The sequence below is a fragment of the Pseudomonas sp. USHLN015 genome (assembly GCF_037153275.1).
Lineage (GTDB): Bacteria > Pseudomonadota > Gammaproteobacteria > Pseudomonadales > Pseudomonadaceae > Metapseudomonas > Metapseudomonas tohonis.
Genome location: NZ_JBBCKP010000008.1, coordinates 134855 through 152412, shown reverse-complemented (window position 1 = coordinate 152412; position 17558 = coordinate 134855). Strand labels below are relative to the sequence as shown.

At 68.1% G+C, this 17558-nt stretch carries 18 protein-coding genes; 15 read left to right on the top strand and 3 right to left on the bottom strand.

Translation table 11 applies throughout. From position 1 onward, the window contains the following. The 4 genes from paaH to paaK all read left to right on the top strand — a co-directional run bounded on the left by paaH (position 1) and on the right by paaK (position 4562). Positions 1-1524 carry a 3-hydroxyacyl-CoA dehydrogenase PaaH gene (paaH, locus tag WFQ67_RS17545; protein WP_337057700.1) on the top strand — a complete coding sequence of 508 codons (1524 nt, stop codon included), beginning with the start codon at positions 1-3 and terminating at the stop codon, positions 1522-1524. Beyond that, a complete protein-coding gene (paaI, locus tag WFQ67_RS17540; RefSeq protein WP_337057699.1) occupies positions 1511-1960 on the top strand; it encodes a hydroxyphenylacetyl-CoA thioesterase PaaI in 450 nt (149 codons plus the stop codon). The genes paaH and paaI overlap by 14 nt, the downstream gene beginning before the upstream one ends. Then, positions 1953-3158 (top strand): 3-oxoadipyl-CoA thiolase, encoded by a 1206-nt coding sequence (pcaF, locus tag WFQ67_RS17535; RefSeq protein ID WP_337057698.1) that lies wholly within the window; start codon positions 1953-1955, stop codon positions 3156-3158. Before paaI ends, pcaF begins: the two co-directional genes overlap by 8 nt. 90 nt (positions 3159-3248) lie before the next feature. Further along, positions 3249-4562: a phenylacetate--CoA ligase PaaK gene (paaK, locus tag WFQ67_RS17530; protein WP_337057697.1), complete on the top strand. Its 1314-nt coding sequence runs from the start codon at positions 3249-3251 to the stop codon at positions 4560-4562. 119 nt (positions 4563-4681) lie between these two features. Here paaK and WFQ67_RS17525 read toward each other — a convergent pair whose 3' ends face one another. Further along, positions 4682-5248: an NAD(P)H-dependent oxidoreductase gene (locus WFQ67_RS17525; protein ID WP_337057696.1), complete on the bottom strand. Its 567-nt coding sequence runs from the start codon at positions 5246-5248 to the stop codon at positions 4682-4684. 87 nt (positions 5249-5335) lie between these two features. Between WFQ67_RS17525 and WFQ67_RS17520 the strand changes: the two genes are divergently transcribed. Both WFQ67_RS17520 and WFQ67_RS17515 read left to right on the top strand, forming a co-directional pair. Beyond that, positions 5336-6223, top strand: a complete 888-nt coding sequence (locus WFQ67_RS17520) for a LysR family transcriptional regulator (protein WP_337057695.1) — start codon at positions 5336-5338, stop codon at positions 6221-6223. A 190-nt stretch (positions 6224-6413) separates the two neighbouring features. Continuing rightward, on the top strand, positions 6414-6767 hold the full coding sequence (locus WFQ67_RS17515) for a DUF1428 domain-containing protein (protein ID WP_173179653.1): 354 nt from the start codon (positions 6414-6416) through the stop codon (positions 6765-6767). Between the two features lie 172 nt (positions 6768-6939). Here the strand turns inward: WFQ67_RS17515 and WFQ67_RS17510 are convergent, their stop codons facing one another. Continuing rightward, complete coding sequence (locus WFQ67_RS17510) at positions 6940-7122, bottom strand: hypothetical protein (RefSeq protein ID WP_337057694.1); 183 nt, start codon at positions 7120-7122, stop codon at positions 6940-6942. 12 nt (positions 7123-7134) lie between these two features. Further along, positions 7135-7359, bottom strand: a complete 225-nt coding sequence (locus tag WFQ67_RS17505) for a hypothetical protein (protein ID WP_213630258.1) — start codon at positions 7357-7359, stop codon at positions 7135-7137. Positions 7360-7900: 541 nt separating this feature from the next. Between WFQ67_RS17505 and paaA the strand changes: the two genes are divergently transcribed. The 9 genes from paaA (at position 7901) to WFQ67_RS17460 (ending at position 17529) form a co-directional block, all read left to right on the top strand. Beyond that, positions 7901-8893, top strand: coding sequence for a 1,2-phenylacetyl-CoA epoxidase subunit PaaA (gene paaA, locus WFQ67_RS17500; RefSeq protein ID WP_337057693.1), 993 nt, complete (start codon positions 7901-7903; stop codon positions 8891-8893). A gap of 50 nt (positions 8894-8943) precedes the next feature. Beyond that, a complete protein-coding gene (paaB, locus tag WFQ67_RS17495) occupies positions 8944-9225 on the top strand; it encodes a 1,2-phenylacetyl-CoA epoxidase subunit PaaB (protein WP_111262632.1) in 282 nt (93 codons plus the stop codon). Between the two features lie 10 nt (positions 9226-9235). After that, positions 9236-9997, top strand: a complete 762-nt coding sequence (paaC, locus tag WFQ67_RS17490) for a 1,2-phenylacetyl-CoA epoxidase subunit PaaC (RefSeq protein ID WP_337057692.1) — start codon at positions 9236-9238, stop codon at positions 9995-9997. Continuing rightward, the gene (gene paaD, locus WFQ67_RS17485; protein ID WP_337057691.1) at positions 9984-10517 is read left to right on the top strand and encodes a 1,2-phenylacetyl-CoA epoxidase subunit PaaD; all 534 of its coding nucleotides are present in this window, start codon (positions 9984-9986) and stop codon (positions 10515-10517) included. Before paaC ends, paaD begins: the two co-directional genes overlap by 14 nt. Before the next feature lie 76 nt (positions 10518-10593). Then, positions 10594-11670: a 1,2-phenylacetyl-CoA epoxidase subunit PaaE gene (gene paaE, locus WFQ67_RS17480; RefSeq protein WP_337057690.1), complete on the top strand. Its 1077-nt coding sequence runs from the start codon at positions 10594-10596 to the stop codon at positions 11668-11670. 165 nt (positions 11671-11835) lie between these two features. Then, positions 11836-12144, top strand: coding sequence for a DUF485 domain-containing protein (locus WFQ67_RS17475; protein ID WP_173179668.1), 309 nt, complete (start codon positions 11836-11838; stop codon positions 12142-12144). After that, complete coding sequence (locus WFQ67_RS17470) at positions 12141-13787, top strand: cation acetate symporter (RefSeq protein ID WP_337057689.1); 1647 nt, start codon at positions 12141-12143, stop codon at positions 13785-13787. The genes WFQ67_RS17475 and WFQ67_RS17470 overlap by 4 nt, the downstream gene beginning before the upstream one ends. Positions 13788-13862: 75 nt before the next feature. Then, complete coding sequence (gene paaZ / locus WFQ67_RS17465; RefSeq protein ID WP_337057688.1) at positions 13863-15917, top strand: phenylacetic acid degradation bifunctional protein PaaZ; 2055 nt, start codon at positions 13863-13865, stop codon at positions 15915-15917. 274 nt (positions 15918-16191) lie between these two features. Continuing rightward, entirely contained in the window at positions 16192-17529 is a 1338-nt protein-coding gene (locus tag WFQ67_RS17460) for a hypothetical protein (RefSeq protein ID WP_337057687.1), read from the top strand. The last annotated feature ends 29 nt before the right edge of the window (positions 17530-17558 follow it).

Sequence of the window (17558 nt, the reverse complement as noted above, 5' to 3'; positions counted from 1 at the left end):
ATGCACGCCCTGAACAAGGAAACCCCGGTGGCCGTGATCGGCGCTGGCGCCATGGGCGCCGGCATCGCCCAGGTCGCCGCCCAGGCCGGGCACCCGGTGCGCCTGTACGACACCCGCACCGGCGCCGCCGCCCAGGCCATCGCCGGCATCGACCGGCAGCTCGCGCGCCTGGTGGAGAAAGGCAAGCTGGACGCCGCCACCCACGTCGCCACCCTCGCCCGCCTGCGCCCGGCCGATGAGCTGGAGGAACTGGCCGACGCCGGCCTGGTGATCGAGGCGATCGTCGAGAAGCTGGAGATCAAGCGCGAGCTGCTGCAACGCCTGGAAGCGCTGTGCGCCCCGGACTGCATCCTCGCCAGCAACACCTCGTCGCTGTCCATCACCAGCCTCGCCGCCGGCCTGCGGCACCCGGGCCGCGTGCTCGGCATGCACTTCTTCAACCCGGCACCACTGATGGCGCTGGTGGAGATCGTCTCCGGCCTCGACAGCGACCCGGCGCTGGCCGGCTGCCTGTTCGAAACCGCCCGCGCCTGGGGCAAGCAGCCGGTGCACGCGCGCTCCACCCCCGGCTTCATAGTCAACCGCGTGGCGCGCCCCTTCTATGCCGAAAGCCTGCGCCTGCTGCAGGAAGGCGCGGCCGACTGCGCCACCCTCGACGCCCTCATGCGCGAGGCCGGCGGCTTCCGCATGGGCGCCTTCGAGCTCACCGACCTGATCGGCCACGACGTCAACTACGCCGTCACCTGCTCGGTGTTCGACGCCTACTACGGCGACTTCCGCTTCCAGCCCTCGCTGATCCAGAAGGAGCTGGTGGAAGCCGGCCGCCTGGGACGCAAGAGCGGCCGGGGCTTCTATGACTACAGCGAAGGCGCCGAACGTCCGCAGCCCCCGACACTCGCCAGCACGGCGACGGTGGAGACCTGCGCCCTGGAGGGCGACCTCGGTATCGCCCAGCCCCTGGCACAGCGCCTGGAACGGGCCGGCGTGCAGGTCACGCGCCGCGACGGTGCCGGGCTGCTGAGGGTCGGCGACGCCACCCTCGCCCTGAGCGACGGCCGCCTGGCCGCCCAGCGCGCCCGCGAAGACGGCCTCGACAACCTGGTGCTGCTGGACCTCGCCCTCGACTACGGCCGCGCCGAACGCCTCGGCATCAGTTGGGCGGCCGGCACCCGCCAGGCCGCCATCGACGCCGTGGTCGCCCTGCTCGCCCGCGCCGGCATCGCCACCAGCCCGCTGGCGGACGTCCCCGGCCTCGCCGTGCTGCGCACCGTGGCCATGCTCGCCAACGAAGGCGCCGACGCCCTGCTCCAGGGGGTCGCCAGCGCCGCCGACATCGACCTGGCCATGTGCGCCGGGGTCAATTACCCGCACGGCCCGCTGGCCTGGGCCGACGCCATCGGCCTTCCCCAGGTGCTGCGCACCCTGGACAACCTGCAGGCCGCCTATGGCGAGCCGCGCTACCGCCCCTCGCTGGCCCTGCGCCGCCGGGTGGCCGAAGGGAGGACCCTGCATGACCAACCGTGAAGCCCTGTCGCTGGCCGAAGCCTGCGCCAGCACCCTGTACGAGCGCGACGCCGCCAGCCAGGCCCTGGGCATGCGCCTGCTCTCGGTGGCCCCTGGTGCCGCGCGCGTGGGCATGAGCGTGCGCGCCGACATGCTGCAAGGCGTGGGCACCTGCCACGGCGGCCACCTGTTCGCCCTGGCCGACTCGGCCTTCGCCTTCGCCTGCAACACCTACAACGAAGTCACCGTGGCCATCGGCTGCAGCATCGACTACGTGGCCCCGGCGCACCTGGGCGACACCCTCACCGCCCAGGCCACCGAACAGAGCCGCAGTGGCCGCACCGGCAACTACCACGTGCGCATCGAGAACCAGAACGGGCAGCTGATCGCCCTGTTCCACGGCAAGTCCTACAAGGTGCGCGGCACCCTGCTCGACGAGGAATCCCTGCATGAATGACGCCCTGATCATCGACGCCGTGCGCACGCCCATCGGGCGTTATGCCGGCGCCCTGTCCTCCGTTCGCGCCGACGATCTCGGCGCGGTGCCGATCCGTGCCCTGATGCAGCGCCACCCCGAGCTGGACTGGAGCGCCGTCGACGACGTGATCTACGGCTGCGCCAACCAGGCCGGCGAGGACAACCGCAACGTCGCGCGCATGGCCGCCCTGCTCGCCGGCCTGCCGGTCACGGTGCCCGGCACCACCCTCAACCGCCTGTGCGGCTCGGGGCTGGATGCCATCGGCAGCGCCGCCCGCGCCCTGCGCTGCGGCGAGGCCGGGCTGATGCTGGCCGGCGGCGTGGAATCCATGTCCCGCGCGCCCTTCGTGATGGGCAAGTCCGAGCAGGCCTTCGGCCGCAGCGCGGAGCTGTTCGACACCACCATCGGCTGGCGCTTCGTCAACGGCCTGATGAAGCGCCAGTACGGCATCGATTCCATGCCCGAGACGGCGGAGAACGTCGCCGAGCAGTTCGGCATCAGCCGCGCCGACCAGGACGCCTTCGCCCTGCGCAGCCAGCTCAAGGCCGCCGCCGCCCAGGCCAGCGGCCGCCTGGCGAAGGAGATCGTCCCGGTGGAGATCCCCCAGCGCAAAGGCCCGTCGAAGTGGGTGGAGCAGGACGAGCACCCGCGCGGCGACACCACCCTGGAGCAGCTCTCGCGCCTCGGCACGCCCTTCCGCGAAGGCGGCAGCGTCACCGCCGGCAACGCCTCCGGGGTCAACGACGGCGCCTGCGCCCTGCTGCTGGCCAGCACCGATGCCGCCCGGCGCTTCGGCCTCAGGCCACGCGCCCGGGTGGTGGCCATGGCCTGCGCCGGCGTCGAGCCGCGCATCATGGGCATCGGCCCGGTGCCGGCCACGCGCAAGGTGCTGGCCCTCGCCGGCCTGTCGCTCGCCGACATGGACGTGATCGAACTCAACGAAGCCTTCGCCGCCCAGGGCCTGGCCGTGCTGCGCGAGCTGGAACTGGCCGACGACGATCCACGGGTCAACCCCAACGGCGGCGCCATCGCCCTGGGCCACCCGCTGGGCATGAGCGGCGCGCGCCTGGTCACCACCGCGCTGCACGAACTGGAAGCCCGCTCCGGCCGCTACGCCCTCTGCACCATGTGCATCGGCGTCGGCCAGGGCATCGCCCTGATCATCGAAAAACTGTAACCGCCACACCGGGCCGGGAAGGCCGGGAGTATCCTGCCTTCCTGCACTCAGGCGCCCAGCGCCACGCACAAGAACAATACGAGTGATGAAATGAACATGATCGCCAATGCCGCCTTGCTCGACCCGATGGAAACCGCCAGCGTCGACCAGCTCCGCCAGCACCAGCTGGAGCGCCTGCGCTGGAGCCTCGACCACGCCTACCGCAACGTGCCCCTGTACCGCCAGCGCTTCGACGAACTGGGCGTGCACCCGCAGGACCTGAAGAGCCACGACGACCTCGCCCGCTTCCCCTTCACCGGCAAGTCCGACCTGCGCGACAACTACCCCTACGGCATGTTCGCCGTGCCCCAGGAAGAGGTGGTGCGCATCCACGCCTCCAGCGGCACCACCGGCAAGCCCACCGTGGTCGGCTACACCCAGAACGACATCGACACCTGGGCCAACGTCGTGGCGCGCTCGATCCGCGCCGCCGGCGGCCGCAAGGGCGACAAGGTGCACGTCTCCTACGGCTACGGCCTGTTCACCGGCGGCCTGGGGGCCCACTACGGCGCCGAGCGCCTGGGCTGCACCGTGATCCCCATGTCCGGCGGCCAGACCGAGAAGCAGGTGCAGCTGATCCGTGACTTCCAGCCGGACATCATCATGGTCACCCCCTCCTACATGCTCAACCTGGCCGACGAGATCGAGCGCCAGGGCCTGGACCCGCACAAGCTGGCCCTGCGCCTGGGCATCTTCGGCGCCGAACCCTGGACCGCCGAACTGCGCCGCGCCATCGAGGAGCGCCTGGGCATCACCGCCCTGGACATCTACGGCCTCTCGGAAATCATGGGCCCGGGCGTGGCCATGGAATGCGCCGAGACCAAGGACGGCCCGACCATCTGGGAAGACCACTTCTACCCCGAGATCATCGACCCGGTGACCGGCCAGGTGCTGCCGGACGGGCAGATGGGCGAGCTGGTGTTCACCTCCCTGTCCAAGGAGGCGCTGCCGATGATCCGCTACCGCACCCGCGACCTCACCTGCCTGCTGCCGGGCACCGCGCGCCCCATGCGGCGCATCGACAAGATCACCGGGCGCAGCGACGACATGCTGATCATCCGCGGCGTCAACGTCTTCCCCACGCAGATCGAGGAGCAGGTGCTCAAGGTCCGCCAACTGGCCGAGACCTACGAGATCCACCTCTCGCGCACCGGCAACCTCGACAGCATGGAAGTCCATGTCGAACCCCGCCATGGTCTGGAGCCGCTGGATGAGGCGCAGGAACTGGCGCTGTGCAGCGAGCTGGGCCGCCACATCAAGACCTACATCGGCATCACCTCGCGCGTCGTGCTGCGCCCGGCCTATTCGCTGAAGCGCTCCGAAGGCAAGGCCTGCCACGTCTACGACAACCGCGCCAAGGCGTGAGCCGCAACACCGCATGGGTTTCGCGCAGCTCTACCCATCCTATGGAGGCCGCTCCGTGGGATGGGCGTGCCGTGCCTACGACAGCCCCGCGCAGGCGGGGCTTTTCATTCCACGATGACTCAGGCCATCGGCTTGGCGGAGCGGGCGATCCAGTGGGCGAGCGTGCCTGCGTAGTTCGCGGCGGCAGCCTCGGCTTCCTCGGGCGAGAGCTTGTCGGCCTGGTACAGGATGAAAGGTTCCGCCCAATCCAGGCCGCAGCGATGTGCCGTGGCGCGCAAAGGGGCCAGCAGATCTGCCATCGGGAACAGATTGCGGCCGCCCACCGTATAGGCGTCGGCCGTGTTGCCGGCGGTGGCCGCGATCATCAGTGGGGTGCCCTCCAGGCGGCGGCCTTCGGCCTCATAGGTGATGTAGAACATCCGCGTCAGCACCGCGTCCTGCCAAGCCTTCAGCTGCGGCGGGGTCGAATACCACTGCACCGGGAATTGCAGCACGATCCGGTCGGCAGCAAGCAGCCGCGCCGCCTCGCGCTCGCCGTCGCGGTAAATGTCGAGTCCATCGGGATACGCAGAGACCATATCCACCACCTCTACGCCAGGCAGCTGGGCAGCGGCCCCAGCCATGGCGGCGTTGGCCTTCGAGCGGGACAGATCAGGGTGGAAAAGCAGCAGAAGAGTCTTGTTCATCGCCATCTCCGGGGTTGGATGAGGGGATGATGGTTGCCGCCAAAAAATTAATCTAATCGATTAGTTATCTACTCTATTATCCACTCCATGAATTTACGCTCACTGGACCTGAACCTGCTGGTGATCCTCGACGCATTGCTCGACGAGGCGCACGTCAGCCGTGCCGCTGACCGGCTTTGCCTGTCTCAGCCCGCAGCATCAGCCGCACTTCAACGCTGCCGCCATCTGTTCCAGGACGAACTGCTGGAGCGCGGGCGCGGCACCATGCGCCTGACGCCCAAGGCGCTCGCCCTGCGCGCGCCGCTGAAATCGCTGCTGGCGGACGTGATCGACCTGGTCGATCCGCCCGAAGTGCCCTTGAACGAAACCATCCAGACACTGCGCCTAGCGATGGCGGACTATCCGGCGCTGGTCGTGATCAACCCGCTACAACGTGCCCTCGGCGAAACCGCACCGGGGATCGACCTGGTGATCCAGCCCTGGCAAGGCGCCGAAGCCGCGCGCATTGCGCTGATCGACGGCGCGACCGACATCGCGATCTCGGTCTTTCCCGACGAAAGCGAGGACCTCCATCGGGAGGAATTGCTGCACGAGGAATACGTCATCGCGCTGCGCTCAGGCCACCCGGCCATCGCAGGCTTCGACCTCGACAGCTGGCTGGCCTACCCGCACATCATCACCTCGGGCCGGGGCGAGGCGCGCACCCCGCTGGACACCGAACTGGCGCGGCTCGGGCGCAACCGTCGCGTTGGGCTGGTCGTGCCTTCCTTCGGGATGGTTCCCGACCTGCTGCGCGGATCGGACATGATCGCCATGCTGCCCTCGCGCATCGTGCCTGCCGACGGCGATCTGGCCGTCCTCCCGCCCCCTATCCCGGTCAGCGGATTCCCGCTTCACCTCGCCTGGCATCGCCGCAGGGAAAAAGACGCGGCACTGCGGCATGTCGCCCGCCTGCTCGCCGGGTTGCTGGAATAGCGCATCGCGCGTCGCGGGATGACGCCAGATAGAGAAGACGACACGGCGACTCTGGAGGTCGCACGCGTTGCGGTACTGCCAACCGTCCGTCGGTACTCACCCAGGGCCTGTCTCAATCGCCAATCCTGAAACGACTACCGAACGAGAGCGGCACGCGGATCGCCGCGCGCCACGAACCAGGAGATCGCTCATGAGCTATGTAGATGGATTCGTCGTCCCCGTGCCCACCGCCAAGCGCGAGGCCTATATCGCCCTCGCCCGCACCGCCGCCCAGGTGTTCAAGGACCATGGCGCCCTCAGCGTCGTCGAGTGCTGGGGCGACGACGTGCCGGAGGGCAAGGTGACCTCCTTCCCCATGGCGGTGAAACGCAAGGACGACGAGACGGTGGTGTTCTCGTGGATCACCTGGCCCTCCCGCCAGGCGCGCGACGAGGGCATGAAGAAATCCATGGACGACCCGCGCCTGCACCCCGATCCCGAGAAGATGCCCTTCGACGGGCAACGCATGATCTATGGCGGCTTCGAGGTGATAGTCGACGCCTGATGGGCACGGGTAGCCCGGGCTTCAACCCGGGACTTCTTCGCGAATGAATTCGCTCCCACAGGGGCGGCGCTATGCGCCGCTTGGCGACTGAAGTCGCCCCTACAAAAAGCGGCCAGCTCCGGCGTTAGGGCGAGATGAGCGGTGGGCTGAAGCCCACCCTACGCACACCCGATCAGGGCTCCAGCATTGGGGATTGCAGGGCCACCAGCACCCCGTCCGCCCAGCGCAGGCGCGAGGCGAGGCGGCCCGAGTCCTCGCGCGCGGGTGCGGCCAGCTCGGTGGCGCCTTCCGCCAGGGCCTGGGCATGCAACTCGGTCACATGCGGGGTGACCAGCAGTACTTCGATGGCTTCCATCAGTCCCTCGCCTCATCGGTTACCGTGGACGAGCCCGCGCAGCGAGCGCACCAGCCAGGCGACGGCCATCAGCTCCAGCGCCACCACCACCCCCACCAGCTCGCCGAGCTCGGCCGAGAACAGCGGCAGGCACAGCCCGCCATCGGCGCAGGCGAAGAACGGACGCAGCACCGCCACCAGCACCACCATCCCCAGCCCACAGGCCAGCAGCGCCAGTGCCAGGCGTCCGAGCGCCACCGACGAAGGCACCGCGAACGACCACGACCCCGGCCCCCGCCAGGCCACCAACGCCGTGCCGGAACCCGGACGGAAACAGAAGGAAGAACACCCGCGCCTGAACATGAAGGCCTCCAATGCCGATGGCAGGCCGGCAGTATGCAAAGGCGCGCAGCGCCGGTCTTTTAAGCTTTGGAAGGCAATTGTTAAAAACAGTAAAGGGAACGGAACCTCCGTTTTTTTTTGAAATATTGAATCTCTTTTCCTTAGCTGGAAGCTGGAAGCCGGAAGCTGGAAGAAAAAGCCAACAAGCGCCCAGCCCCAGCCCACCGCTTTGGTTCCAACTTCAGCTATGGTCTGGCCCTAGCCCTAGCCCTGGCCCTGGCTCTCAGCTTCCAGCTTCCAGCTTCCGGCTTCCGGCTTCTAACTTGCCGCTTGCAGCTCACCACTTGCCGCTCCTTTAATCTGACACCTATTTTTTAATTTGATATTTATTTTTGTATCATTTAAAACTAGCGCCATGGCCAAGCCACCCCACGAACCCGCATGGCTGGAGAACGGCATGTACGCACAATTGGTAGAGACCGGCGTGAAGCGCGTGAAGGCGCTGGAGGAGATGTCCCCGGAAGAGCGCGCCTTCCAGGAAAAGATCGATGCGGAAATCAAGATCGAGCCGAAGAACTGGATGCCGGACGCCTACCGGCAGACGCTGATCCGGCAGATTTCCCAGCATGCGCATTCCGAGATCGTCGGCATGCTGCCGGAGGGCAACTGGGTGACCCGCGCACCCACCCTCAAGCGCAAGCTGCAGCTGATGGCGAAGATCCAGGACGAGGCCGGCCACGGCCTCTACCTCTACAGCGCCATGGAAACCCTGGGCGCCTGCCGTGACGAGGAAGTCGCCAAGCTGCACAGCGGCCGTGCCAAGTACTCGAGCATCTTCAACTACCCGACCCTGAGCTGGGCCGACATGGGCGCGGTGGGCTGGCTGGTGGATGGCGCCGCCATCGTCAACCAGGTGGTACTGCAGCGCACCTCCTACGGCCCCTACTCCCGCGCCATGATCCGCATCTGCAAGGAAGAGTCCTTCCACCAGCGCCAGGGCTACGAAATCCTCCTGCACATGATGCGCAACGGCACCCAGGCGCAGAAGGACATGGTCCAGGACGCCATCAACCGCCTCTGGTGGCCCTCGCTGATGATGTTCGGCCCCAGCGACGAACACTCCCCCAACAGTGCCCAGTCCATGGCCTGGAAGATCAAGCGCCAGGGCAACGACGAGCTGCGCCAGCGCTTCATCGACCAGACCGTGCCGCAACTGAAGCTGCTCGGCTGCACCGCGCCGGACCCGCACCTGAAGTGGAACGAGGAACGCGGCCACTACGACTTCGGCGAGATCCAGTGGGACGAGTTCTACGAAGTGCTCAAGGGCAACGGCCCCTGCAATCACGAGCGCATCGCCACCCGCCGCAAGGCCATCGAAGACGGCGCCTGGGTCCGCGAAGCCGCGGTGGCCCATGCCCGTAAACAACAACAGAAGCGCGACGCCGCCTGACCAACAAGAAGCGGCCTGACACGAGCAGGCCCACGCGAGGAGATAAAACCATGTCTGAATGGACCCTTTTCGAGGTCTTCGTGCGCAGCAAGCACGGCCTCAACCACAAGCATGTCGGCAGCGTGCACGCCGCCGACGCCGCCATGGCCATCGAGAACGCCCGCGAGCTGTACACCCGCCGCAACGAGGGTGTGAGCCTCTGGGTGGTGCCCTCCGCGCTGATCACCGCCTCTTCCCCCGACGAGAAGGAGCCGCTGTTCGACCCGGCCGAGGACAAGGTCTACCGGCACGCCAGCTTCTACGAGCTGCCGGCCGAAGTCGGCCACATGTGAGGCGCCTGCCATGACTGCCAAGCACGACCTGATCGAATACCTGCTGCGCCTCGGCGACAGCGCCCTGGTGCAGGGCCAGCGCCTTTGCGAGTGGTGCGGCAAGGCCCCGGCCCTGGAAGAGGAGCTGGCGCTGATGAACGTCGGCCTCGACCTGGTGGGCCAGGCCCGCAACTGGCTGGAATACGCCGCCGAGCTGCAGGGCGAGGGCCGCGACGCCGACCACCTGGCCTACCGCCGTGACGAGCGCGCCTACCGCAACCTGCTGCTGGTGGAGCAACCCAACGGCGACTACGCGGTGACCATCACCAAGCAGTTCCTCTACGACGCCTGGCATTTCCAGGTGCTCCACGGCCTCAGCAACTCCAGTGACGAACGCATCGCCGGCATCGCCGCCAAGGCCCTCAAGGAAGTCACCTACCACCTGCGCCGCTCCAGCGAATGGGTGCAGCGCCTGGGCGACGGCACCGAGGAAAGCCACCGGCGCATGCTCGCGGCGACCCGCGAGGTGTGGCGTTTCACCGTCGAGCTGGTGAACGGCGACGAGGTGGAGCAACGCCTGGCCGCCGCTGGCATCGCACCGGAGCCTGCGGAAGTCGCCACTGCCTGGCGGGCCAGGGTCGCCGATATCTTTGCCAGCGCCACCCTGCCGCTGCCGGAGCCGGCCAGCCACTTCTACCTCTCCGGTCGACGCGGCCTGCACACCGAGCACCTGGGCCTGCTGCTGGCCGAGATGCAGTTCCTGCAGAGGGCCCATCCCGATGCGTCCTGGTGAGCTGATCACCAGCGACCGTGGCGCCCGCCCCGGCGTGCCCGCCGACCTGGCACGCGCCTGGTCGGTGCTCGGCGCGGTGATGGACCCGGAAGTGCCGGTGGTCAGCGTGGTCGACCTCGGCATCGTCCGCGCCCTCGACTGGCAGGGCGGCCACCTGCACGTGGTGGTCACCCCCACCTACTCGGGTTGCCCGGCCACCGAGGTGATCGAGCGCGACATCGAACGGGCGCTGGAAGGCGCCGGTTTCGCCGCGCCGAACCTGGAACGCCGCCTGGCACCGGCCTGGACCACCGACTGGATCAGCGACGAGGGCCGCGAACGCCTGCGCGCCTACGGCATCGCCCCGCCCAGCGGCAGCGCCAGCAAGCGCGCCCTGCTGGGGGACGCCCCGGAAATCCGCTGCCCGCAGTGCGGCAGCGTGCATACCGAACAGTTGAGCGAATTCGGCTCCACGGCCTGCAAGGCCTTGCACCGTTGCAAGGCGTGCCTGGAGCCGTTCGATTACTTCAAGTGCATATAGGAGAGCGAACACAGTCCGTTGCCACTGGCACCGGTTGTATTCGTCCTCCATGCGGCAAAGCCGCGGGAGAACAACAATGAGCAAGTTCCATAGCCTGACCATCAAGGACGTGCGCCCGGAAACCCGAGACGCCGTATCCATCGCCTTCGACATTCCCGCCGCGCTGCGCGACAGCTTCCGCTTCACCCAGGGCCAGCACCTGGTGGTGCGCACCCAGCTGGACGGCGAGGAAGTGCGCCGCTCCTACTCCATCTGCACCGGCGTCAACGACGGCGAGCTGCGCGTCGCGGTCAAGCGCGTGGCGGGCGGGCGCTTCTCCAGCTGGGCCAACGAGCAGCTCAAGGCCGGCCACAGCCTGGAGGTGATGCCCCCGTCCGGCCACTTCAACGTGCCGCTGGACCCGGTGCGCCGCGGCCACTACCTCGCGGTCGCCGCCGGCAGCGGCATCACGCCCATCCTCTCCATCGTCAAGACCACCCTGGAAACCGAGCCCCACAGCCGCGTCACCCTGCTCTACGGCAACCGCTCCAGTGCCTCCGCACTGTTCCGCGAGCAGTTGGAAGACCTGAAGAACCGCTACCTGCAGCGCCTCAACCTGATCTTCCTGTTCAGCCGCGAGCAGCAGGACGTGGACCTCTACAACGGCCGCATCGACGCCGACAAGTGCGGCCAGCTGTTCCAGCGCTGGATCGACGTGCGCGCCCTGGACGCCGCGTTCATCTGCGGCCCGCAGGCGATGACCGAGACCGTGCGCGACCAGCTCCGCGCCAACGGCATGCCGGCCGAGCGCATCCACTTCGAGCTGTTCGCCGCTGCCGGCAGCGAGCACAGGCGCGAAGCCCGCGAGGCCGCCCAGGAGGCAGGCAGCGCGCAAAGCCGGGTGACGGTGATCAGCGACGGTCGCGAAGTGAGCTTCGCGCTGGCGCGCAACAGCCAGAGCCTGCTCGACGCCGGCAACGCCCAGGGCCTGGAGCTCCCCTACTCCTGCAAGGCCGGCGTCTGCTCCACCTGCAAGTGCCGGGTGGTCGAGGGCGAAGTGGAGATGGACAGCAACTTCGCCCTGGAGGACTACGAGGTGGCCGCCGGCTACGTGCTGTCGTGCCAGTCCTATCCGGTGAGCGACACAGTCGTTCTCGACTTCGACCAGCTCTGATCCAACCAGCCAGCACAAACCGTAGGAGCGAGCTCTGCTCGCGAACAGACGCACACACGCGACCACGGCTTCGCGAGCAGAGCTCGCTCCTACAGGAAGCACCAGCTCCACCCGCTTCACTTGCGCTGCACCGCCTCGACAACCACAAGAAAAGAGAGAGCAACCATGACCCCGCACGACCTCGATCGCATCCGGCAACACCCGGACTTCATCCAGCTGGTCCGGCGCAAGCAGCGCCTGACCTGGTCCCTCACCGCCGCCATGCTGGCGATCTACTACGGCTTCGTGCTGCTGGTGGCCTTCGCCCCGGAGCTGCTCGGTCGTTCCCTCAGCGGCGGGGTCACCAGCGTCGGCATGCTGGTGGGCGTGGTCATCATCCTGCTGGCCTTCGGCCTCACCGGCATCTACGTGGCGCGCACCAACCGCGTGCTCGACCCGCTGAACGACAAGCTCAAGCAGGAGTGCGCGCCATGAAGCCCCTCCTCGCCCTCTGTGCATCCGCCGCCCTGCTGGCCTCGGGCACTGCCCTGGCAGCCGATGCCGGCGCGCGGCCGTTGAACTGGAACGCCATCTACATGTTCCTGGCGTTCGTCCTCTTCACCCTCGGCATCACCCGCTGGGCCGCCCTGCGCACCCGCTCCACCGCCGACTTCTACACCGCCGGGGGCGGCCTCAGCGGCTTCCAGAACGGCCTGGCGATCGCGGGCGACATGATCAGCGCGGCATCCTTCCTCGGCATCTCCGCGATGATGTTCATGAACGGCTACGACGGCCTGCTCTACGCCCTGGGGGTGCTCGCCGGCTGGCCGATCATCCTCTTCCTGATCGCAGAACGCCTGCGCAACCTGGGCCGCTTCACCTTCGCCGACGTAGTCTCCTACCGCCTCGACCAGAGCCCGATCCGCATCACCGCGGCCTTCGGCACCCTCACCGTGGCCCTGCTCTACCTGGTGGCGCAGATGGTCGGCGCCGGCAAGCTGATCGAGCTGCTGTTCGGCCTCAGCTACCTGCAGGCCGTGCTGCTGGTGGGCGTGCTGATGGTCTGCTACGTCACCTTCGGCGGCATGCTCGCCACCACCTGGGTGCAGATCATCAAGGCGGTGCTGCTGCTCTCGGGCACCAGCTTCATGGCCTTCATGGTGCTCCGGCACTTCGGCTTCAGCACCGAGGCGATGTTCGCCGCCGCCACCTCGGTGCATGCCAAGGGCACCGCGATCATGGCCCCGGGCGGGCTGCTGTCGAATCCCGTCGATGCCATCTCCCTGGGGCTCGGCATGATGTTCGGCACCGCCGGCCTGCCGCACATCCTCATGCGCTTCTTCACCGTCAGCGACGCCAAGGAAGCGCGCAAATCGGTGTTCTATGCCACCGGCTTCATCGGCTACTTCTACCTGCTGCTGATCGTGGTCGGCTTCGGCTCCATCGTCATGGTCGGCACCAACCCCGAATTCCGTGACGCCGCCGGCGCCATCATCGGCGGCGGCAACATGGTCGCCGTGCACCTGTCCCACGCCGTGGGCGGCAGCCTGTTCCTCGGCTTCATCTCCGCCGTGGCCTTCGCCACCATCCTCGCGGTGGTCGCCGGCCTGGCGCTCTCCGGTGCGTCGGCGGTGTCCCACGACCTCTACGCCTGCGTGGTGCGCAAGGGCCAGGCCAGCGAGCGCGAGGAGATGCGCGTATCCCGCCTCGCCACCCTGGGCATCGGCGTACTGGCGGTGATCCTCGGCATCCTCTTCGAGTCGCAGAACATCGCCTTCCTCTCCGGCCTGGTGCTGGCCATCGCCGCCTCGGTCAACTTCCCGGTGCTGTTCCTCTCCATGTTCTGGAAGGGCCTGACCACCCGGGGCGCCGTCGCCGGCAGCCTGGCAGGCCTGGCCTCGGCCATCGCCCTGCTGGTGGCGAGCCCGGCGGTCTGGGTCAACGTGCTGCACCACGAGCAGCCGCTGTTCCCCTACGCCAACCCGGCGCTGTTCTCCATGACCCTGGCCTTCTCCAGCGCCTGGCTGTTCTCGGTCACCGACCGCTCCGAACGCGCCACCCGGGAACGTGGCCGCTACCTGGCCCAATTCATCCGCTCCATGACCGGCATCGGCGCGGCCGCCGCCAGCCGCCACTGACTCCTCGGCCGCCCCGTGCTCCTGCCGGAGCCGGGCGGCCCCTACACCTCGGACACCGCCTCAAGGAGAACCACCATGAGCAACCTCACCACCCTGCAGAGCCTCATCGCCGGCCGCTGGATCGGCCAGCACGGCGCCCAGACCCTGCGCAGCGCCATCGACGGCCGTGCGCTGTTCCGCACCCATGAAGAGCGCCCGGATTTCGCCGAGGCCGTCGAGTTCGGCCGCCGCCGCGGCATCCCCGCGCTGATGGCACTGGACTTCCAGCAACGCGCCGCGCGGCTCAAGGCCCTGGGCCTCTACCTCAACGAGCGCAAGGAGCAGCTCTACGCCCTGTCGCGCCACAGCGGTGCCACCCGCGCCGACAGCTGGATCGACATCGAAGGCGGCAGCGGCACCCTGTTCGCCTATGCCGGCATCGGCACCCGCGAGCTGCCCTCGGGCAACGTGGTGCACGAAGGCCCGGCCATCCCGCTGGGCAAGCAGGGCCTGTTCGCCGGCAGCCACATCCTGGTGCCGCGCGGCGGCCTCGCCGTGCACATCAACGCCTTCAACTTCCCCATCTGGGGGATGCTGGAGAAGTTCGCGCCGAGCTTCCTCGCCGGCATGCCCTGCATCGTCAAGCCGGCCACCGCCACCAGCTACCTGACCGAGGCCGCCGTGCGCCTGATGCACGAGTCCGGCCTGCTGCCCGAAGGCAGCCTGCAACTGGTGATCGGCGGCACGGGCGATCTGCTCGACCGCCTCCAGGGCCAGGACGTGGTGACCTTCACCGGCTCCGCCGACACCGCCGCCAAGCTGCGGGTGAACGCCAACCTGGTGCGCCACTCGATTCCCTTCAATGCCGAGGCGGACTCGCTCAACTGCGCCATCCTCGCCCCGGAAATCACCCCGGACGACCCGGAGTTCGACCTCTTCGTCAAGGAAGTCGCCCGCGAGATGACGGTCAAGGCCGGGCAGAAGTGCACCGCCATCCGCCGCGCCATCGTCCCGGCGAAGCACATCGACGCCGTGGCCGAGCGCCTGCGCGAGCGCCTGGCCAAGGTGGTGATCGGCGACCCGGCCGTCGACGGCGTGAAGATGGGTGCCCTGGCCTCCCACGCCCAGCAGGCCGACGTCGCCGCGCGGGTGGAAAGCCTGCTGGCCGGCAGCGAACTGCTGTTCGGCGCCCGCGACGGCTTCGCCCCGCAGGGTGAAGGCGTCGCCGAAGGTGCCTTCTTCGCCCCGACCCTGCTGCGTGCCCGCGACCCGCATGCTGAAGGCGGCGCCCACGACATCGAGGCCTTCGGCCCGGTGAGCACGCTGATGGCCTATGACGACATCGACGAAGCCATCGCCCTCGCCGCCCGTGGCAAGGGCAGCCTGGTGGCCAGCCTGGTGACCCGCGACCCCGCCGTCGCCGCCCACGTGGTGCCGCGCGCCGCCGCTCTGCACGGGCGCCTGCACATTCTCGATCGCGAATCCGCCGCCGAATCCACCGGCCACGGCTCGCCGCTGCCGATGCTCAAGCACGGTGGCCCCGGCCGCGCCGGCGGTGGCGAGGAGCTGGGCGGCCTGCGCGCGGTGAAACACTACCTGCAACGCACCGCCGTGCAGGGCTCGCCGACCATGCTCGCCGCCGTCACCGGCGAATACGTGCGTGGCGCCAAGCTGATCGAGACCGAGGTGCACCCGTTCCGCCGCTGGTTCGACGAGCTGCAGGTCGGCGAGTCCCTGCTCACCCACCGCCGCACCGTCACTGAGGCCGACATCGTCAACTTCGGCTGCCTCTCGGGGGACCACTTCTACATGCACTTCGACGAGCTGGCGGCCAGGGACTCCCAGTTCGGCAAGCGCATCGCCCATGGCTACTTCGTGCTCTCCGCCGCCGCCGGGCTGTTCGTCTCCCCGGCCCCGGGCCCGGTGCTGGCCAACTACGGCCTGGATACCCTGCGCTTCATCAACCCGGTGGGCATCGGCGACACCCTCCAGGCGCGCCTGACCTGCAAGCGCAAGATCGACCAGGGCAAGAAGAGCGCCAAGGGCGAACCCCAGGGCGTGGTGGCCTGGGACGTGGAAGTCACCAACCAGAACGGCGAGCTGGTCGCCAGCTACGACATCCTCACCCTGGTGCTCAAGCGCCCTGCCTGAGTCCTATACCGGGCATTGCACAGCATGGGTTTCGTACCTCTACCCATCCTACGGGGGCTCGATCGTAGGATGGGTAGAGCGAAGCGAAACCCATCACTTTCGCCAATCCCTCCCCACCGCGATACCCGAACGATTCCCACGCAATCTGGCATGCACAGCCAAGCGGTTGGCAAGCAGGCACAAGGCTCGCGCGAGGGCGATACGTACCATCGCCGCATGGGCCGATCCGCGTAGAGCCCCCACGCCAACACCAACAACAACGGGAATCCCACGCATGCAAACTCTCACCCGCGTCACGCCGCTGTTCCGCCTTTCGACCCTGGCCCTGCTGGTGGCCTGCGCCACCCAGGCCGGGGCCTACGAGCTCTACGCCGACGAGGACACCCACCTCAACGCCGACCTGGAAGCCGTGTTCGGCGTCTTCCACAGCCAGAAGAACTACGCCACCACCGGCACCAAGGACAAAGGCTCGTCCAGCTGGCGCGAGGGCTACATCAAGTACGGCATCAGCGGCGACCAGGGCCTGGGCGGGGCCGGCACCGGCTATGGCGCGCTCAACCTGCTCAGCTCCGCCACCTGGGGCGATGGCGACGCGGCGGGCTTCACCGACGGCGACGAGCGCACCACCAAGATCGAGGACGCCTACCTCGGCTGGCGCTCCGGCAGCCTGTTCGAGGCCCTGGGCGAGGACGGCATCGATGTCTCCTTCGGCCGCCAGAACATCTCGGTGGGCGACGGCTTCCTGATCAACGGCGACGCGCTGAACCTGGGCAACGGCCCGGCCGATGGCGAGTTCGACCGTGGCGGCGCCTACTGGCTGGCGGCGCGCAAGGCCTTCGACCAGACCGCCGTGCTGCGCATCGGCGGCAAGGACGGCTGGCGCGGCGACCTGATGTGGCTGAAGTCCGACAACCGCTCCCAGGCCAGGCCCGAGCTGTTCGTCGGCACCCTGGAGCATGTGGCCGAGGAAGGCACCGTGGGCCTGACCTGGATCGACATCCGCGACGTCGACGAGGAATACGCCTCCCCCATCCAGCTCGACCGCGACGGCATGAAGACCTACAGCCTGCGCGCCCAGGGCAACACCGGCGTGGAGAACCTGTTCCTCTCCGGCGAATACGCCTGGCAGGACAAGAAGACCGCCGACAACGAGGACGCCTGGTACCTGGAAGCCGGCTGGACCTTCGCCGACGTGCCCTGGAGCCCCAGCGTCAGCTACCGCTACAGCCGCTTCTCCGAAGCCTTCGACCCGCTGTTCTTCGGCTTCAACCGGGGCTACGGCACCTGGTTCCAGGGCGAGGTCGCGGCCAACTACGCCGGCCCCTTCAACAGCAACACCCGCGTCCAGCACGTGGCGCTGAAGGCCACCCCGCTGGAGAGCCTGAGCATCGGCGCGCTGTATTTCGACTTCGACACCATCGACCGCAACCTGGGCAACTTCGACGGCCGCGAGCTGGACCTCTACGCCGAGTGGGCGGTCAACGACAACCTGGTGATCATGCCGGTGGTGGGCCTGTTCGAGCCCAGCCGCAGCGCCGACAACGGCGGCACCCAGATCGGCAGCAACGACCGCAACCTCTACACCCAGCTGGTCTTCGCCAGCCACTTCTGAGCCCCTGGCGGCGGGCCTCCCGCCGCCCT

Excerpts from the sequence above, each read along its gene's own strand:
- paaD (WP_337057691.1), top strand. The coding sequence starts at position 9,984 with ATGCGTCCTGGTGAGCTGATCACCAGCGACCGTGGCGCCCGCCCCGGC.
- WFQ67_RS17470 (WP_337057689.1), top strand. The coding sequence starts at position 12,141 with ATGAAGCCCCTCCTCGCCCTCTGTGCATCCGCCGCCCTGCTGGCCTCG.
- WFQ67_RS17520 (WP_337057695.1), top strand. The coding sequence starts at position 5,336 with ATGAATTTACGCTCACTGGACCTGAACCTGCTGGTGATCCTCGACGCA.
- paaZ (WP_337057688.1), top strand. The coding sequence starts at position 13,863 with ATGAGCAACCTCACCACCCTGCAGAGCCTCATCGCCGGCCGCTGGATC.
- WFQ67_RS17460 (WP_337057687.1), top strand. The coding sequence starts at position 16,192 with ATGCAAACTCTCACCCGCGTCACGCCGCTGTTCCGCCTTTCGACCCTG.
- paaI (WP_337057699.1), top strand. The coding sequence starts at position 1,511 with ATGACCAACCGTGAAGCCCTGTCGCTGGCCGAAGCCTGCGCCAGCACC.
- paaE (WP_337057690.1), top strand. The coding sequence starts at position 10,594 with ATGAGCAAGTTCCATAGCCTGACCATCAAGGACGTGCGCCCGGAAACC.
- paaH (WP_337057700.1), top strand. The coding sequence starts at position 1 with ATGCACGCCCTGAACAAGGAAACCCCGGTGGCCGTGATCGGCGCTGGC.
- WFQ67_RS17525 (WP_337057696.1), bottom strand. The coding sequence starts at position 5,248 with ATGAACAAGACTCTTCTGCTGCTTTTCCACCCTGATCTGTCCCGCTCG.
- paaA (WP_337057693.1), top strand. The coding sequence starts at position 7,901 with ATGTACGCACAATTGGTAGAGACCGGCGTGAAGCGCGTGAAGGCGCTG.
- paaC (WP_337057692.1), top strand. The coding sequence starts at position 9,236 with ATGACTGCCAAGCACGACCTGATCGAATACCTGCTGCGCCTCGGCGAC.
- paaB (WP_111262632.1), top strand. The coding sequence starts at position 8,944 with ATGTCTGAATGGACCCTTTTCGAGGTCTTCGTGCGCAGCAAGCACGGC.
- pcaF (WP_337057698.1), top strand. The coding sequence starts at position 1,953 with ATGAATGACGCCCTGATCATCGACGCCGTGCGCACGCCCATCGGGCGT.
- paaK (WP_337057697.1), top strand. The coding sequence starts at position 3,249 with ATGAACATGATCGCCAATGCCGCCTTGCTCGACCCGATGGAAACCGCC.
- WFQ67_RS17515 (WP_173179653.1), top strand. The coding sequence starts at position 6,414 with ATGAGCTATGTAGATGGATTCGTCGTCCCCGTGCCCACCGCCAAGCGC.
- WFQ67_RS17475 (WP_173179668.1), top strand. The coding sequence starts at position 11,836 with ATGACCCCGCACGACCTCGATCGCATCCGGCAACACCCGGACTTCATC.
- WFQ67_RS17510 (WP_337057694.1), bottom strand. The coding sequence starts at position 7,122 with ATGGAAGCCATCGAAGTACTGCTGGTCACCCCGCATGTGACCGAGTTG.